This window comes from Enterococcus sp. AZ197 (genome assembly GCF_050556405.1).
GTDB classification, from domain to species: Bacteria; Bacillota; Bacilli; order Lactobacillales; family Enterococcaceae; genus Enterococcus; species Enterococcus faecalis.
Genome location: NZ_CP187873.1, coordinates 1,665,612 through 1,682,225, shown reverse-complemented (window position 1 = coordinate 1,682,225; position 16,614 = coordinate 1,665,612). Strand labels below are relative to the sequence as shown.

Annotated in this window: 17 protein-coding genes; 10 read left to right on the top strand and 7 right to left on the bottom strand. The window is 36.4% G+C overall.

Annotated features, from left to right (window positions below):
- Positions 1–9: 9 nt before the first annotated feature.
- The 3 genes from IGK82_RS08215 to IGK82_RS08205 all read left to right on the top strand — a co-directional run bounded on the left by IGK82_RS08215 (position 10) and on the right by IGK82_RS08205 (position 2,508).
- Positions 10–1,086 carry an SIS domain-containing protein gene (locus tag IGK82_RS08215; RefSeq protein ID WP_002381754.1) on the top strand — a complete coding sequence of 359 codons (1,077 nt, stop codon included), beginning with the start codon at positions 10–12 and terminating at the stop codon, positions 1,084–1,086.
- The gene (locus IGK82_RS08210) at positions 1,080–2,084 is read left to right on the top strand and encodes an SIS domain-containing protein (RefSeq protein ID WP_002357110.1); all 1,005 of its coding nucleotides are present in this window, start codon (positions 1,080–1,082) and stop codon (positions 2,082–2,084) included. The genes IGK82_RS08215 and IGK82_RS08210 overlap by 7 nt, the downstream gene beginning before the upstream one ends.
- Positions 2,085–2,157: 73 nt before the next feature.
- Positions 2,158–2,508 carry a DUF2200 domain-containing protein gene (locus IGK82_RS08205; protein ID WP_002360043.1) on the top strand — a complete coding sequence of 117 codons (351 nt, stop codon included), beginning with the start codon at positions 2,158–2,160 and terminating at the stop codon, positions 2,506–2,508.
- Between the two features lie 146 nt (positions 2,509–2,654).
- Here IGK82_RS08205 and IGK82_RS08200 read toward each other — a convergent pair whose 3' ends face one another.
- Both IGK82_RS08200 and IGK82_RS08195 read right to left on the bottom strand, forming a co-directional pair.
- Entirely contained in the window at positions 2,655–3,014 is a 360-nt protein-coding gene (locus IGK82_RS08200) for an iron chaperone (RefSeq protein ID WP_016622354.1), read from the bottom strand.
- Positions 3,015–3,164: 150 nt separating this feature from the next.
- Positions 3,165–3,314 (bottom strand): hypothetical protein, encoded by a 150-nt coding sequence (locus tag IGK82_RS08195; protein ID WP_430605082.1) that lies wholly within the window; start codon positions 3,312–3,314, stop codon positions 3,165–3,167.
- A 208-nt stretch (positions 3,315–3,522) separates the two neighbouring features.
- Here IGK82_RS08195 and IGK82_RS08190 point away from each other — a divergent pair, with 208 nt between their 5' ends.
- Positions 3,523–5,358, top strand: a complete 1,836-nt coding sequence (locus IGK82_RS08190; protein ID WP_002400668.1) for an LTA synthase family protein — start codon at positions 3,523–3,525, stop codon at positions 5,356–5,358.
- Positions 5,359–5,396: 38 nt separating this feature from the next.
- On the opposite strand, the gene IGK82_RS08185 is transcribed toward IGK82_RS08190, so the two are convergent.
- The 3 genes from IGK82_RS08185 to IGK82_RS08175 all read right to left on the bottom strand — a co-directional run bounded on the left by IGK82_RS08185 (position 5,397) and on the right by IGK82_RS08175 (position 7,820).
- On the bottom strand, positions 5,397–6,578 hold the full coding sequence (locus IGK82_RS08185) for a multidrug effflux MFS transporter (protein WP_002365813.1): 1,182 nt from the start codon (positions 6,576–6,578) through the stop codon (positions 5,397–5,399).
- 109 nt (positions 6,579–6,687) lie between these two features.
- Positions 6,688–7,083: a DUF3224 domain-containing protein gene (locus tag IGK82_RS08180; protein WP_002362038.1), complete on the bottom strand. Its 396-nt coding sequence runs from the start codon at positions 7,081–7,083 to the stop codon at positions 6,688–6,690.
- Between the two features lie 71 nt (positions 7,084–7,154).
- A complete protein-coding gene (locus IGK82_RS08175) occupies positions 7,155–7,820 on the bottom strand; it encodes a cyclic nucleotide-binding domain-containing protein (protein WP_430605081.1) in 666 nt (221 codons plus the stop codon).
- A gap of 88 nt (positions 7,821–7,908) precedes the next feature.
- Between IGK82_RS08175 and IGK82_RS08170 the strand changes: the two genes are divergently transcribed.
- From IGK82_RS08170 to IGK82_RS08155, 4 genes are all read left to right on the top strand, one after another.
- A complete protein-coding gene (locus tag IGK82_RS08170) occupies positions 7,909–8,559 on the top strand; it encodes a YczE/YyaS/YitT family protein (protein WP_002385840.1) in 651 nt (216 codons plus the stop codon).
- A 317-nt stretch (positions 8,560–8,876) separates the two neighbouring features.
- On the top strand, positions 8,877–11,582 hold the full coding sequence (locus tag IGK82_RS08165) for a cation-translocating P-type ATPase (RefSeq protein ID WP_002377094.1): 2,706 nt from the start codon (positions 8,877–8,879) through the stop codon (positions 11,580–11,582).
- Between the two features lie 69 nt (positions 11,583–11,651).
- Positions 11,652–12,188 (top strand): GNAT family N-acetyltransferase, encoded by a 537-nt coding sequence (locus tag IGK82_RS08160; RefSeq protein ID WP_002364151.1) that lies wholly within the window; start codon positions 11,652–11,654, stop codon positions 12,186–12,188.
- Positions 12,189–12,257: 69 nt separating this feature from the next.
- Positions 12,258–12,698 carry a hypothetical protein gene (locus tag IGK82_RS08155; RefSeq protein ID WP_002385841.1) on the top strand — a complete coding sequence of 147 codons (441 nt, stop codon included), beginning with the start codon at positions 12,258–12,260 and terminating at the stop codon, positions 12,696–12,698.
- 242 nt (positions 12,699–12,940) lie between these two features.
- On the opposite strand, the gene IGK82_RS08150 is transcribed toward IGK82_RS08155, so the two are convergent.
- Both IGK82_RS08150 and IGK82_RS08145 read right to left on the bottom strand, forming a co-directional pair.
- Positions 12,941–13,102 (bottom strand): hypothetical protein, encoded by a 162-nt coding sequence (locus IGK82_RS08150; RefSeq protein WP_002357133.1) that lies wholly within the window; start codon positions 13,100–13,102, stop codon positions 12,941–12,943.
- 33 nt (positions 13,103–13,135) lie between these two features.
- Entirely contained in the window at positions 13,136–13,492 is a 357-nt protein-coding gene (locus IGK82_RS08145) for a hypothetical protein (RefSeq protein ID WP_002419931.1), read from the bottom strand.
- Positions 13,493–13,671: 179 nt separating this feature from the next.
- Here IGK82_RS08145 and IGK82_RS08140 point away from each other — a divergent pair, with 179 nt between their 5' ends.
- Complete coding sequence (locus IGK82_RS08140) at positions 13,672–15,006, top strand: FAD-dependent oxidoreductase (protein WP_016622355.1); 1,335 nt, start codon at positions 13,672–13,674, stop codon at positions 15,004–15,006.
- Positions 14,996–16,462, top strand: a complete 1,467-nt coding sequence (locus IGK82_RS08135; RefSeq protein WP_002397428.1) for a helix-turn-helix domain-containing protein — start codon at positions 14,996–14,998, stop codon at positions 16,460–16,462. Before IGK82_RS08140 ends, IGK82_RS08135 begins: the two co-directional genes overlap by 11 nt.
- Positions 16,463–16,614 lie beyond the last annotated feature (152 nt).

The following is a 16,614-nucleotide window of genomic DNA, read 5'->3' as shown; positions in this document are numbered from 1 at the left end:
AGGCAAAATATGAAAACGATGCTGGATTATATAAATGAGGAGCAAGCAGCTCTAACTCAGATTCTTAACCAATTTCAATTAACTGATACAGACGTTTCAAAGGTCACGCACTGTCTAATTTTAGCAACTGGCTCGTCACATAACGCTTGTCAGGCGGCTAAAGTTTACCTTGAAGAAGTGGCGCCTATTTATGTGGAAATCCAAGAGCCGTTCAATTTTGCTCATTATGGCAAAGTGGATGATCGGTTTGATCTGGTCGTAGCGGTTTCACAAAGTGGTAAAAGTGCTTCAACAATTGATGCCATTGCAAAAATTAAAAACCAAACGTCTGTAAAAACAGTGGCCTTGACAAGTGATGTCACCAGCCCGATTACGGAGGTTGTGGATGAAGTCTTGGATTTAAAAATGGGGCTTGAAACAGTTGGTTTTGTCACAAAAGGCTATACGGCAACACTTTTAAATTTATTTCTATTTGGTTTGAAACTGGGCTATCAAAAGCATCAATTAACAAAAGTAGAGGTTGAAGAAGAATTAGCAAAACTTGCCAAAGCAATTCAGGAAATCGATTCGGTGATTTATAAAACCGAACAATTTTGGCAAAAAACGAAAAAAGAATTAACAGAGGGGACACGATTTATCGCAATTGGTTATGGGCCCAATATTGGTACGGCGAAAGAGTTTGAGACGAAGTTTACAGAAACAGTTCGCTTACCTTCCCAAGGATTTGAAGTAGAAGCCTATATGCATGGGCCTTATCTTGAAGCGGATACTACACATCTTTTGTTTTTTATTGAGAATCAAAGTCCTATTCAAGCACGTAGTCAAGCCTTGAGAAACTATCTAGCCAGTTATGTTGGCCAATGTTACACAATTACAACGCGTTCAACGAGGGCATCAAATACGTTAGAGTTAGCAAGTGATGTCGAAGAAAAAATTAGTCCTTTATTGTTAGTTATTCCATTTCAATACTTGGCGTATCAAGTAGCTACAAGTAAAGGAATTGATTTATCTCAACGGATTTTTGATGATTTTGATTGTGTCCTAAAAAGTAAAATAGCAAAGAAAGAGGGAAATCAGCCATGTTAAAATTTAATGAAGAACAACAAATCAAAGACATACGAGGTGCCTTAGCCTTGCGTTCAGATGTTGAAAAAGTTGTTGATCAAGTTTGGACGAAAGGATTTGATGCGGTCTATTATTTAGGAATCGGCGGTACTTATGCTTCAGCCATGCAAGCAGTTACTTATGCGAATGGAAAAAGTAATTTACCAATCTATGTTCAACATGCTGCTGAGTATTACACAACAGGCAATAAACGTTTAACAGAAAAATCATTCGTCATCTTGTCTTCCGTTACTGGGACAACACAAGAAGTGGTGCAAGCCGTTCAAGAAATCAAAAAGGTCGGCGCAACGCTATTTGGTTTTATTGATGCAAAAGATAGTCTTTTAGCAGATTTATGTGATTATGTGGTGACTTATCCAGCTCCAGGAACTGAGCAAATCAAGTTCTTTATGGTAGCTGATCGTTTAATGCAAAAAAACAACGAATTTACAGATTACGAAAATTATTACCAAGAATTGGAAGAATATTTGCCTACAGGTTTAGCTGAAGCCGAAAAAAGTGCCGATGCGTTTGGCTTAGCTTTTGCGGAAAAACATCGTCATGATAGCATTCACTATTTTATTGGCGCAGGGAACCAATGGGGAGCGGTCTATTCTTATGCAATGTGCTATTGGGAAGAGCAAAGTTGGCTTCGCTCAAAATCAATTCATGCAGCAGAGTTCTTACATGGAACGCTAGAAATTGTAGATGAAACTACGCCAGTAACGTTGTTTATTGGAGAAGACGAGCAGCGACCGTTGGCAGAACGAGTAGCAAAATTATTGCCGAAAATCTGTGCCAATTATACAATTATTGATTCGAAAGCGTATGAACTTCCAGGAATTAGTGAAAAATATCGTGGCCGAGTTATTTCATTTCTCCTAATGCATGCGGTAACGCAACGCATTGATGCGCATGTAGAAAAATTAAATTGTCACCCATTAGAGATTCGTCGTTATTATCGTCAATTTGATTACTAAGACAAAATAGCCTCTTTTTCCAGTAAGCCTGTGGTAGACTGAAGAGAGAATACTTCAGAAAGTAGGAAAACCAATGACAAAACCGAAAATCTATACAATGACCTTTGCCAGTGTTTACCCGCTATACATCCAAAAAGCAGAACGTAAAAATCGAACGCAAGCGGAGGTTGACGAAATTATTTACTGGTTAACTGGTTATGATGAAAAAGGCTTGCAACAACAATTGGCTCAAAAAGTAACGATGGAAACATTTTTTGAAGAAGCACCCAATTTTAATGAAAACGCCCAATTGATCAAAGGCGTAATTTGTGGCTATCGCGTGGAAGAAATTGAAGATCCTTTAATGCAAAAAATCCGTTACCTAGATAAATTAATCGACGAATTGGCCAAGGGAAAAGCGATGGAAAAAATTTTAAGAACATGAAGAGGTCGGGACAGAAGTGTTTAACTCCGAGAAATAAGAAGGAATTTCCGAAAATTGTTCTTTAATTTTTGGAGAATTTCGGCTTATTTCCGAAGGAGTTGCTTCTGTTCCCGCCGTTTATCAGTTTTTGAGCGTGGGACAAAAATTCAAAGTGATTTTTGTCCCACGCTCTTCATGTTTTCTTGTACACGGAATTTAACTATTTCCTGTATTAATGAAAGAGGTAACTCTTGCGTGTAGGGAAATTGAATGGCACCTTTCGAGGGTTTAAAAGGGCGTAATTCTTTGCTGAAACGTTGGATGGCTGATGGCGTAGGATAGAAACCTAAATGTTGCTTGGCTGCCGCAAAATGTACTAAATTGCCATTTAAGTAAAAGGTCGGCATTCCATAAGCGATTTTTTCAGTAGTCTCCTGAGGAACAACCGCTAAAATTGCTTGGTAGATTTCTGTTAACTGTGTTTGATGTTGGGGTTGCTGGCGAATATAGTTTGCAATGATGGTCATATAAAAACACCTCCGTTTGTTTCAGTATACTATGTAAAAAATAAAAGGCGAAGAAGATACAAAAAAACCGTCTAGTATTTTTTCTTTACTAAACGGCTTTTAGCTTAAATAACTACCTAAAGGGTCTTGCATGGAAATGTTTGTCACTCCTTAGTTTAATTGTTTTAAGTGTGCAATTGCTTCTTCAATTGTGTGACCAGTTGCTGTTTTACTTTCATTTTTTGCATCAAAAACAATGAAAATATTTTTGTCTGTGTCTAATTGAATACGGTAGTGAATGTTTTTTACTTTGTAAGTCATAGTTATTCTCCTTTCATAAAGTACTCTAAAAAGGCGACGATAACTGATAACGAAATTCCATTGTTACTATACCACTGGAAAATTATTTTTGCAACAAATAACATTTTTTCTTTACCATTCCTTAGACTTCTTTGCTAGCTACTTCTTTACATTCTTTTTCAAGAAGCATAAAATAAATACATTACTAGTTTTTGAATAGGAGATCGATGTGAAAAAGAGAGTTGAGAAATTTAGACGATGGCCCTACCGCTACCTTTTGTATGGAATCGGGTTCATCTTATTAATTATTTTTAGTAATTTATATTTGCAATGGTGTCAAAATAACTTGTCTGTTGATTTAGCCTTCAAGTTTGCTTTTTCGTGGCATACGGAAAAGTTTTTCTTAGGTTGTTTTGTGCTAAGCGTTTTTTTACTTTTTTTATGTAGTTTGGCAGGTTCATTAGGAGTTGGCGCTCTTTTATATAGTGTCATAATAGGTGTTTTAGGATTTGCGGACTATCAAAAGATGTTTTATCGTGTCGAACCTATTTACCCAGACGACTTAAAAATGATCACAGAAGTTAGTTTATTAAAAGAAATGGTTGGTTTATGGCCGTTTGTTTTTGTGGTAGCGTTAGGTTGTGTAGCACTTTTTTTCTTAGGAAAAGCCTTTTATAAAAGTTTCTTTTTATCGAAGAAAAAACAAACGATTCGTGTGTTAAGTCTTGTTCTTTCGATTGGTCTATTTTCATATATTGGTGATTTTAACAATCCGCAAAATTTGTTACGTAAAGCCTATAATAAAACCGCGTTATGGATTCCTTACAGCCAAAAAATGAATTACTACAATACAGGATTTATTGGTGGTTTTCTATATAATTTAAAAGTAGAGGCTATGGACCAACCAAAGGGTTATTCAAAAGAAGCTATTTCAGAAATTACTCAGAAGTATCAAAAGTTGGCCGAGGCGAAAACAGTGCCGAGCAATGAGCAACCAAATATTGTGTTTGTCATGAGTGAAAGTTTTTCAAATCCAGATCATCTGAAAGGTTTGTCCATTATTGGTAACCCTTTAGCTGATTATCAGCAAATCGCTGATAAAACTTACAGTGGCCAGATGCTTTCACAAAACTACGGGGGCGGAACTGCGAATATTGAATTTGAAGCCCTAACAAGTTTTTCGATGGAATTAATGAATGCCCAAATGACTACACCTTATACAATGATGATTCCTAAGATGACGGAATTGCCTTCCATTGTTTCATTACTTAAGGAACAAAAGTACCAAACAACGGCTATTCATCCGTACAATACATCTATGTATAAACGAAAAGATGTGTATAAAATTTTAGGTTTTGATCAATTTATCAATGAAAAAACAATGAACTATACGGATAAACTAGAAAATAATCCTTACATTTCAGATCAAGCAGCGTATCAGGAAGTGACGACACTGCTTAAAGAAAAAGAGCAACCGCAATTCATTCATTTAGTTACTATGCAAACACATATGCCCTATGAAAATAAATACACAACGTCCAATTATTTTTCTCAAGGAAACGGCAATCAAGTCGCGCTCAATAATTACTTGCAAGATATTGCCTACAGTAGCGAAGCTTTGAAAAATTTCCTACAAGAAATCGAAAAAATGCCCAAACGCACATTAGTCGTTTTTTGGGGAGATCACTTACCAAGTATTTATGATGAAAACATTCAAGCGTTGAATGAAGGGGCAGCCCTTCACCAAACAGAATTTCTAATGTATGATACGGCGAACCAGTTAACAGAAAAAAATCAGCATCAAGCAACCATTAGTCCATTTTATTTTGCTCCCTCACTTTTCCAACAAAGTGGCTTACCGCAATCGGGATTTTACGCTATGCTAAATGAGGTACAAGAACAATTGCCTGCTTTTGAAAAGGGGAATTACTATCTCGGTGGGGAATGGAAAAAAACAGTAGAAATGAATAAAAAGCAAGAACAACTATATGAGGAATACCGACTGATTCAATATGATATTGTTTCAGGGAAGCAATATAGTTTAGAAAATCAATTTTTTAGCTAAAAAAAACACACGAAAAATATTCGTGTGTTTTTTGATTTTTATTTTAAAGTTTTACGATAAACAATGACATAATAGCTGAAAGCTAACAGGCAGGCAAAACTTAAAAAGTAAAGCGGTAAGACCCAAATGGTACCATTGTGAAAGTAACTAATCAAATAGGTAAAGAAACTAACAAACAAGTAATAGACAAAACTAAAAATCCCACTGGCAGTACCGATTACAGATTCATAGCCTTTTAAGGCCATACTTAAGGCATTGGGCAAAGTAATATTAATCCCTAAGAAAAAGAGAAAAATAAACAAAATAAGACCAATGATTGTTTCAAATTGTGTCATTATTAATAAACAGCAAGCCGCAAAGATACTTAGCAGCAAACCAGCAAAGGCAATTTTTTCCGCTGACCAATATCCTAGCAACCAATTGATAAGAACCGCAGCAAGAATACTAGACACAGCTAAAACTAAACCAAGAAAGCCATATTGGACACTGCTAAAGCCAAAGTGATTGATGAAAATAAACGGGGCTTCTGCATAGTAGCTAAATAATAAACCATTAATGCCACCAATCAATAAGCCGTAGCACCAAACTTTCGAGTCGAAGGAAAGGCGTTTCGCCACGGACCAAAAAGGCGCTTTCGTTAAGGTATTTCCTAAGTGAAAGGTTTCTGGTAAACGATAAAAACTATAGAAAAGTAATAGAACAGCCATGACAATTAAGGTGCTAAAGACATGCTGATAGCCAAAATAGGTTTGAACAAGTCCGCCGACTAAGGGTCCGATGGCAGGAGATAGCGATAGGGCAGCGCTTGTTTGAGCAAAAATTTTCCCTCTTTGAAGATCGTTAAAGCTTTCCCGCATCATTGATTGGGTAATGACAGAACCAACGCTTGCACCAAATGCTTGAATTAAACGGAAGAATAACAGCCAAGGAAATGTCGGACTCAAAAAAAGGCCAATATTTCCAATTAAATAGCATAAAATTCCTAATAACATAGCTGGGCGACGTCCAATCGTATCGGATAAAATTCCCCAGAATAAAACGCCAACGGCAAAGGCAACAAAATAAATACTCATGGTTAATTGTGCCACGCTATCGTGAATGTTAAAAGCAGAACTAAGCGCTGGTAAAATGGGTGTGAAAATCGACTCGCTGATTTGTGGAAATCCCACAAGCAAAATAATAATTAGTAATGATGGGACGGTGTTTCGGGTGTTTTTCATGATTTTTCTCCTTAAAAGTTTAATCTAATCAAAAACACCCATTGTCTTTTACAACCGCCAAATTTAAAATAAGTAAAATAATGTCACCAACTTTCCTTGAAATTTTTTATTATACAAAGTCTAAATGAAGAAGCGCTTCTTCTTGACTAAATTCATAAGTGTAGCGACCGGATAAACCGGCAAGCTCACCTGATGCTTGAAATAGTTCACCTGGGCAGTCTAAAAGACCCTGTGTAAACGTCCCTTTTTCGCAAGCAGTAAAGGTGCCTTTTTTTCCTAAATAAGTTCCTTCGAAATGTAGGAAACCGACCACTTGAGCCACAGCTTCAAGCCCATCTGCCATTGAAGAGCCTTGATAAGTCATTAAGTATTCCACAGAAGCTGTCCCAGATAAGGCGCCTGACAATTGATAAGTAGCGCTCGCTTGATTCACTGGGAAATTTTCATTAAGATTGTCAATCGGTTGTTCTTGCCAACTAGATACAGTAAATGATGCTTGCTCCATTGCTGTCCCTTCTTTCTTATTAATAAGAATAGGGTAGCGGGAAGCGCACTATTTGTCAACAATCCACCACTTTAACTCTTCATTTTTTGCACAAAAGAATGTAACGCTAAGCGGTTGATGTGATAAGCAGTTCCTTGTTTTTGAATAAAGCCGCGCTCTCGAATTTGTTTGAAGGTATAAATAAGATGGCGATAACTAACCCCTAAGTATTCGGCAATCTCAGTATGTTTTTCTTTATAAACATCTTCGTGATTAGCGGCAACCAATAGCAATTCCGCTAGCCGATAACTTAGTTCATAGGTCTGATTCGTTGTAAAGTGGTCCACCCGTTGGAGCATTTTTTTCCCTAGATAATGGCTGAGTTGCTGCATAAAAAGTACCTTGTTTTTTAAAACAGTTTCTGCGTAAGCTAAAGGTACAGCCAAACAACAGGTTTCACCTAAGGCGATAACGTCCTTGGTTATCGTTTCCGCTTGAACTAATGTTAAATCGCCAATTAAATCACCTGTCGTTAAAAACTGAACAATGGATTGGCGGCCATTGCGTTCTGTTTTTAAAATTTTCGCTTTTCCTTTGATTAAATAAAAAAGATAATTTAATGGCTCTGCTTGGTGATGAATGAATTCTTGATTTTCAAAATCGATAATAAAACTGTGTTTTAAATCAGTTTCATTAAAAAAGGGCGCATTTTTAGCTAATTCTTGTTTCGGTGATCGTTGGTAGGCTGTTTTAAGCATTTTTTCTCCTTATAATAGGAGATATCTCCTATTTGTTTCTTCTATTGTAGCACATAATAGACGTATCAAGAGTAGAGGAGTTTTTATAATGTGGAAGAAAAAAATTGTACTATCGTTTCTTTTTTATTTAATTAGTGCATTGGGCATCAGTTTGACAATTCAAGCAGGCATCGGGGTTAGCAGTTTTAATGCGTTTAATGTGACCTTTGCAACACTTACTCATTTAAAAGTCGGAACTGTTACCACAGCTATCAATTTCGCTTTTTTAGGCACGTGTTGGTTGTTAGATCAGCAGCGTAAAATTCAGGACTATTTGATTATTTTGGTGGCGTTAATTGGCTTTGGTTTTGTCATTAATTTTTTCTTATATCAATTATTTGGTTCGCTTGTTTTTCAAAATTATTTGGTTAAAATTGTTTTATTTATTTTAGGGACAATCATAGCAGGAATCGGGACAGGACAGGTAGTTGCGCTAGGTGTTTTGCAATTTCCTATTGAAAAATTTTGTACACTTATTTCTGAAAGAACGCGCTATAGTTTTCAGTTTTATCGTTATTTAGTTGATATTTTTTGTGTCAGTTTAGCACTAGGATTGTCCATTAGTTATCATTTGCCGATTTTTGTTCGTGAAGGAACCGTGATTAGTCTTTTCTTACTTTCTTGGGTTATTAGTTGGTCGAGAAAGCGGGGACAACAGCGTATTTTACGAATACAAATCAAGAAACTGGAATCCGAATGAAAGGATTTCAGTTTTTTTCAAATGAGCAGAACTTTTATTTGAAAAAAAGAGTGGAAAACGGTATACTAATTAAGTAATTATTCATAACATTGGTTCTCCAATCAATGTTAAATAGTTTTTTCATGAGGGAGTAACTGACAGTATTTATGCTGTGACAACATCACCAACTCCGAAAGCAATTTCTGGTGTTGTCTTAAACGGTGAGACTTATGTATGTTCGACGAAGTAGCATACACAAGTCTATTTTTTTTCATTTATTTTTGATGAAATGTAAAATAGTACTTGAAGGATGCTGCAAAAAATAGAGGAGGAAGAACATGTCAGAAGAAAAGAAAACACAATTGTCTGAAGCGTTTTACGCACAAGACGACACAGTTGTTTTGGAGAAAATGAACACAACAACTGATGGATTAAGTGCACAGGAGGCTCAAAAGCGTTTAGAAACGTACGGGGAAAATGTGCTAGATGAAGGGAAGAAAAAATCACTTGCCGTGAAATTCTTTGAGCAATTCAAAGATTTTATGATTATTGTTTTATTAGCGGCAGCGGTCATTTCAGCCGTCTTTTCCCATGATGTGGTAGACTCGATTATCATCTTAGTGGTTGTTATCTTGAACGCCATCTTTGGGGTCATCCAAGAAGCTAAAGCGGAACAAGCCATTGAAGCATTAAAAGAAATGTCTTCACCAAATGCGAATGTTCGCCGTGATGGACACGTCATTACTGTTAAAAGCGATGAATTAGTGCCAGGTGACATTGTTTTATTAGAAGCAGGGGATGTCGTTCCAGCCGATTTACGTTTATTGGAAGCGAATAGCTTAAAAATTGAAGAAGCAGCGTTAACCGGTGAATCTGTTCCAGTTGAAAAAGAAGTAACCATCTTAGAGGGAACCGATATTGGTATCGGTGACCGAATCAATATGGCTTATTCCAATAGTAATGTGACGTATGGACGTGGCCTTGGCGTTGTGGTTGGCACAGGAATGAATACAGAAGTCGGTAAAATTGCTGGCATGCTAGCAAGCGAACAAGAAACGGAAACGCCTTTAAAACAAAACTTAAACCAATTGGGTAAAATGTTAACAATTGCCATTTTAGTCATTGCAGCGGTGATGTTTGTGGTAGGAATGATGAATGGTCGTTCATGGATTGACATGTTATTAACGTCAATTTCGTTAGCTGTAGCGGCAATTCCAGAAGGATTACCAGCGATTGTCACGATTATTTTGGCTTTAGGTACCCAAAAAATGGCCAAGAAAAATGCGATTGTCCGTAAGTTACCAGCCGTTGAAACATTAGGAAGTACAGACATTATCTGTTCAGATAAAACAGGTACGTTAACCTTAAATCAAATGACCGTTGAAGCGTTGTATACAGATGGTCAAGTGTTATCTGCTTCCACAGAAATCCCTGCCGATAATATGGCTTTAAAAATCATGAACTTTACGAATGATACAAAAATCGCTCAAGATGGTTCATTAATTGGTGACCCAACAGAAACTGCCTTAGTACAATTTGGTTTAGATCATGCGTTTAACGTAACCGAAAAAGTAGCAGCTGAACCTCGTGTGGCAGAGATTCCTTTTGACTCTGATCGTAAATTAATGACTACTGTTCATGAATTAAAAACAGGTGGCTTCCTAGTTTCTGTCAAAGGTGCACCAGATGAATTATTGAAACGTTGTACGGAAATCTTATCAAATGGAGAAACAAGTCCATTAGATGAAACAAAACGTCAAGAAATTTTGAAAACAAACACCTCATTAGCGAAACAAGCCCTACGTGTTTTAGGAATGGCTTATAAATATGTTGAGACGATTCCAGCCGAAATGAGTTCTGAACTTGTGGAAAAAGATTTAACATTTGCTGGTTTAGTCGGTATGATTGACCCAGAAAGAAAAGAAGCTGCAGATGCTGTAAAAGTCGCGAAAGAAGCGGGTATTCGTCCAATTATGATTACGGGTGACCACCGTGATACAGCAGAAGCAATTGCGGCACGTTTAGGCATCATCAAAGAAGGTGACGACGATGCAGTCATTACAGGCGCTGAATTAAATGAATTGTCAGATGAAAAATTCGCACAAGTCGTGGGACACTACTCTGTCTATGCTCGTGTTTCACCAGAACACAAGGTTCGGATTGTTAAAGCGTGGCAACAAGAAGGAAAAGTGGTTGCTATGACTGGTGATGGCGTAAATGATGCCCCAGCCTTAAAAGCTGCTGACATCGGGATTGGTATGGGAATTACCGGAACAGAAGTATCAAAAGGTGCTTCAGATATGGTACTTGCCGATGATAACTTTTCAACAATTATTGTAGCGGTAGAAGAAGGACGTAAAGTCTTCTCAAATATCCAAAAAACGATTCAATATTTACTTTCAGCTAACTTAGGGGAAGTATTAACCTTGTTTATTGCAACAATGCTCAATTGGGATACCTTGTTACCTGTTCACTTATTGTGGATTAACTTAGTAACGGATACTTTCCCAGCGATTGCGTTAGGTGTGGAACCAGCAGAACGTGATGTGATGAGCCATGAACCTCGTGGTAAAAAATCGAACTTCTTCTCTGGCGGCGTTTTAAGCAGTGTTGTTTATCAAGGGATTACGCAAGGGGCATTGACTTTGATTGTGTACAAAATGTCAATTATGTTCCCAGCACATACCGCAGCTAACACAAACTTATCGGCGCAAGCGTTGTATGATTTACAACACGGCGATGCTTTAACCATGGCCTTCGCTACTTTGGGATTAATTCAATTGTTCCATGCCTTTAATGTGAAGTCGATTTATCAATCAATTTTCAAAGTTGGCTTATTCCGCAACAAATCATTTAACTATGGGATTCTTGTTTCGTTCTTGCTATTAGCTGCAACGATTGTTATTCCAGGATTTAATGATTTATTCAGCGTCACACATTTAGATGCATATCAATGGGCAATTGTAGCAGGTACTTCTTTTGCTATCATCCCAATTGTGGAAATTGTGAAGTTCTTCCAACGTAAAGCAGGTAAAGGTGCTTAATAAATAAGAAAAGAAAATTGGCTGGTACTTAAACCAGTCAATTTTTCTTTATGTAAGGAGTGAAAGGGCTTGAAACGGAAAATTATTTTCGAAACACAACGACTTATTGTCAGAGAATGGCAGTCGGAAGATGAAGTGGAATTGAAAAAATTTTTGCAAGATGAAAATGTGATGTATGCCTATGAACACGCTTTTTCTGATGAAGAGGTTGCAAACTGGCTAAAGTGGAACTTACAGTCCTATCAAGAATACGGCTACGGCTTATGGGCGTTAGAGAAGAAACGAACAGGCGAAGTCATCGGCGAGTGTGGTCTCACCAATCAATTAGTAAAAGGTAAGAGCTATCCAGAAATTGGTTATCATTTATGTGTGAAAGAATGGCACAAAGGGTATGCGATTGAAGCTGCCGCAGCGGCAAAACAGTACGCATTCGATGTATTAAATTTTCCAGAAGTTATTTCAACGATTCGTGATACGAACTTAGCCTCTATGAATGTCGCTATTCGAAACCAGATGCTTGTTAGGGATCGATACATTAAAACATACCGTGGCAAAACGATGCCTCACTATGTTTTCTCTGTTAAAAATCAAAAGAATGAAGACTGAAAAAGTGCCACTTGTCAGATGGAATAGAAAAAGTGTAAAATGGAGTGAAAGAGAAAAGGGAAAAGAGGGATGGTTATGAGACCAAATTTAGGATTTTACGTTCAAACAATTAATGATATCGTTAAAACAACAGAAGATATTGGCGAAGTCATGAATCCATATTACGAAGAAGTTCGTCAAGCGATTGATAAGAATAAAGTGAATGATTTAACAGCCGAACGAATTGCAGAAATTCAAGCAAAATTTAAAGAAGGTACTGAAAAATATGAATTAATGCTCAAAAAAGTCGGAACATTAAAACCAACGCCACAAGTACTTGGCATTCACAAAAAATTTCAACATGCTTATACAGAATATGTAGCAGGATGCAATGAAATGATTTTAGCAACAGATCCAGAAACAGGTATTGATGCAGATTTATTTAATGCTTCAGAGGAAAAGCAGGATCAAGCAACGGATGAATTAACCTTTGCCATTACGCGGATGAGCAACATTCTTTTGAAAAAATAAAAAACTAATAAAAATAACTAACGAATTTAATATTTTTTTCATGTCTTTTTTATGGACAAAAGAGAAAGTGTATTGTATTATTAATTCATACCAACAACAACCTTTTTATTTTTCATTTTACTCTTATTGAGTAAATACTCCTTTTCCATCGGCAAAACTGCCGGTGGTTTTTTTTGTTATTTTTTTTATTTAATAATAAAACAACCTTTGATTTTATTAAAATCAAAGGTTGTTTTAGCTCGTTAATTTTCAACATTTCGCACATAATCATCAAAGTATTGAATTAACTCTTTCTTGATTTGTTGATAATCTGCTTCAGAATAGTTCTTTTCTTCTAGCGTACCATTAAAAAATGGCAAATTTAGTTCTTCTTTTAAACGTTCAATCACTTCTTCTTGCTTCATAAGGACCCCTTCTCAACGAATTGTTCTCTTCTATTATAGAACATTGTAGTCATCCGTCAATTGCTCAAAGGCAATTTTCATTTCCTCTAGACGTTCATTCAATTGATGGGTTTCATCTTCTTCATTGAAAAAATGTTGTTTTAATTCAAAATAAAAATTTTCGAAGGCTTGGAAAAAAGGCTCAGACTTGTTATTTTCAAGAGCAGGAACACTTGTGTAGAGAACACGAGCGCTATGGTAGTAAGTGCAAACCTCGTTAATATTTAATAAAATACGCGCTTCTTCTGGGCGTGGTCGACTTGTAACTAAGTCATGTAAAGATAAACTTTTTGTATGGGTTTCAGATAAATAAAATAAAAATAGTTCCAATTGCTCTTTTGTTGCAGACATGAAAACTCCTCCTCAAACAGTAGTAACATTTATTATAAATGAAAATGAAAGTGCTTGAAAAGCAATGCGCTCAGCAAAAATAATTATTTTAAGTGAAAACTATAGTTGTTGCTTTAGCATTCTTTTTAATCATGATAAACTGAGAGAAGTATAGTAGGTCCTGACAGAGGAGGAAACAAATGAAAATTGTGATTATTGGTGCATCATTCGCAGGTATTTCCGCAGCAATTGCTTCAAGGAAAAAATATCCCCAAGCAGAAATTTCTTTAATTGACAAACAAGCAACAGTGGGGTATTTATCTGGTGGCTTAAGTGCGTATTTTAATCATACCATCAATGAATTACACGAAGCACGTTACATAACGGAAGAGGAATTACGTCGTCAAAAGATTCAGTTGCTTTTAAATAGAGAAGTCGTGGCAATGGATGTTGAGAACCAATTGATTGCTTGGGCACGAAAAGAAGAGCAACAGTGGTATTCTTATGATAAATTGATTTTAGCGACAGGCGCGAGCCAGTTTTCCACGCAAATTCGTGGTAGTCAAACAGAAAAATTACTCAAATATAAATTTTTATCAGGTGCTTTAGCGGCTGTTCCATTACTGGAAAAGAGCCAGACAGTAGCCGTCATTGGTGCAGGACCCATTGGAATGGAAGCTATTGATTTTCTTGTGAAAATGAAGAAAACGGTCCATGTCTTTGAAAGCTTGGAAAATCTATTGCCTAAATATTTTGATAAAGAAATGGTCGCAGAAGTTCAAAAATCTTTGGAAAAACAAGCAGTAATTTTCCATTTTGAAGAAACGGTCCTAGGAATTGAAGAAACAGCAAATGGTATTGTTCTTGAAACAAGCGAGCAGGAAATTTCTTGTGACAGTGGGATTTTCGCTTTAAACTTACATCCTCAATTAGCCTATTTGGATAAAAAAATTCAACGGAATCTGGATCAGACAATCGCGGTGGATTCTTATTTACAAACTTCAGTGCCGAATGTTTTTGCCATCGGAGATTGCATTTCAGTTATGAATGAACCAGTCGCGGAAACTTTTTATGCTCCGTTAGTGAACAATGCGGTACGAACTGGCTTAGTAGTCGCCAACAATTTAGAAGAAAAAACACACCGATTCATTGGCTCTTTGCGAACAATGGGAACAAAAGTGGGGGACTATTACCTTGCTAGTACAGGTCTAACCGAAACGGAAGGTTTATTTTTTCCGCAAACACTTGCTTCCGTAATTGTTAGACAGCCAGCGCCGCCTCTACAACACGGGACAGAAATTTTAGGCAAATTAATCTATGATAAAGTGACGCAACGGGTCCTTGGGGCACAGCTTTGTTCAAAAAACAATTGTTTAGAAAAAATAAATACGTTAGCATTAAGTATCCAAACAGGTCAGACACTGACAGACCTATTACAAAAAGATTATTTTTATCAACCTTCCTTAACCAATATTTATGATATTACAAATTTGATGGGTGCTTCGGCTTATTGGAGAGAGAACGATGAAAGTTGAGACGTTATTGGAAAAGAAAGCGATGCGACAATTATTAACGGTGCAACAAACCATCTTAGCAGGCGGCACCTGCTCAGTCTCTGATTTAACAGCATTTTTAGCGGTCACAAAAGCCTCCTTTGAAAAAGACTTAGAGGATTTACATTATTTTTTGAAACCTTTTGGACAGGACTGTCAGCTTACTTATGATGGCCAGCAGCTATCAATCACCTTATCGGATTTTTTTTCGTTGAATCATTTAATTGAAGCATTTGTAAAAGAGTCTCTTAAATTTCAACTTTTAGATTATTTATATCGTAATAAAGAGTTTTCTATTGTTCAATTAACGACTAAATTTATGATTAGTGAGTCTTCTTTATTTCGAAAGATTAAGGAACTCAATCAATTGTTAGCCGCCTTTGATTTGCAAATAAAAAATGGACAACTACAGGGAGAAGAATTGCAGATTCGTTACTTTTACTTTCAGTTGTATTGGTATATTACTCCCTATGAAATACACCAGAAAAAAACGATGTCGCCGTTAAATAAACGGATAATTGAAGGGATTGAGACTGGCTTAGGTTTTACTTTTAATGAACATAATGCGTTAAAAGTTAGCCTTTGGTTGAGTATTACGAAAAAGCGCCTAGCGGTCACTTCAAAAAAATATCAACAATTGAGAAAGAAAATGATTGATTTTAAAGAAGATCCGTTATTTAAGCAAGTTCGACAATTGTTTTTCCGTTTTTCTAGTCGCTATTCATTAGAATTAGACGAAGGAGAAAGCATGATTCATTTTGTTTTTCTAATCACAATGTCGGTCTTACCAGAATCAGCTTTTGATGAATATTCCTTAATTCGGGGACGTCGTTCCGCTGTTTCTTTAGCTGATACGTTTATCTTGGAAAATGTGGTCTTGTATTATCGGCCCCATAAATTTGAACCTACTCTTGAGAAAACCATGGCTTACTATTTTTCACAAATTCATGGAAAACTGTATTTTTTTAAAGGAGAATTGGAAGTTTTTGATCGGGCCCATATCTGGGAAAAAGAACAGCAATTATCTAGTCGGGAATTAGCTTCTTTTTCAACAACGTTATTAGAAAAAGCTTTAGCTTGTTTTGATGAAACGTATCAACCAGGAGATAGTTTGCATGAACTTTCTCTGGTCAAATATTTAAGCGTGTTGGCATTAATTGAATTTAAAATGATTGGTGAAATAAAAATTGGAATTCATTTAGCAATGGATGCTCTTTATCAAGCGGCGTTAACACAAGTATTAATGCTTAGTCTTAAAAATATGAATGGCACGCTGGTGGAGAGGTATCAGCCTGAACAAACATATGATTTAATTGTGACCAATTATCAGCAAACGAGCTATCAAGGAACACCGGAAGTCTATGTTTTGTCAGAATTAAGTTCGACCTATGATGTGCAACAATTAAAAAAGAAAATACGCACCTTGCGGGAGAAATAAACAAAAGGTTGGTGTGACGGAAATTGTCTGATCCTCGCACCAGCCTTTTTACAATTAAAAGTCGAAAATTAGGCTTTTTTAAACAAAAATGTTTCTTTTTATTGAAAAATTAGAGATAATAAAAGTATTATTGAAAGCGTTGTCTTTGTTGG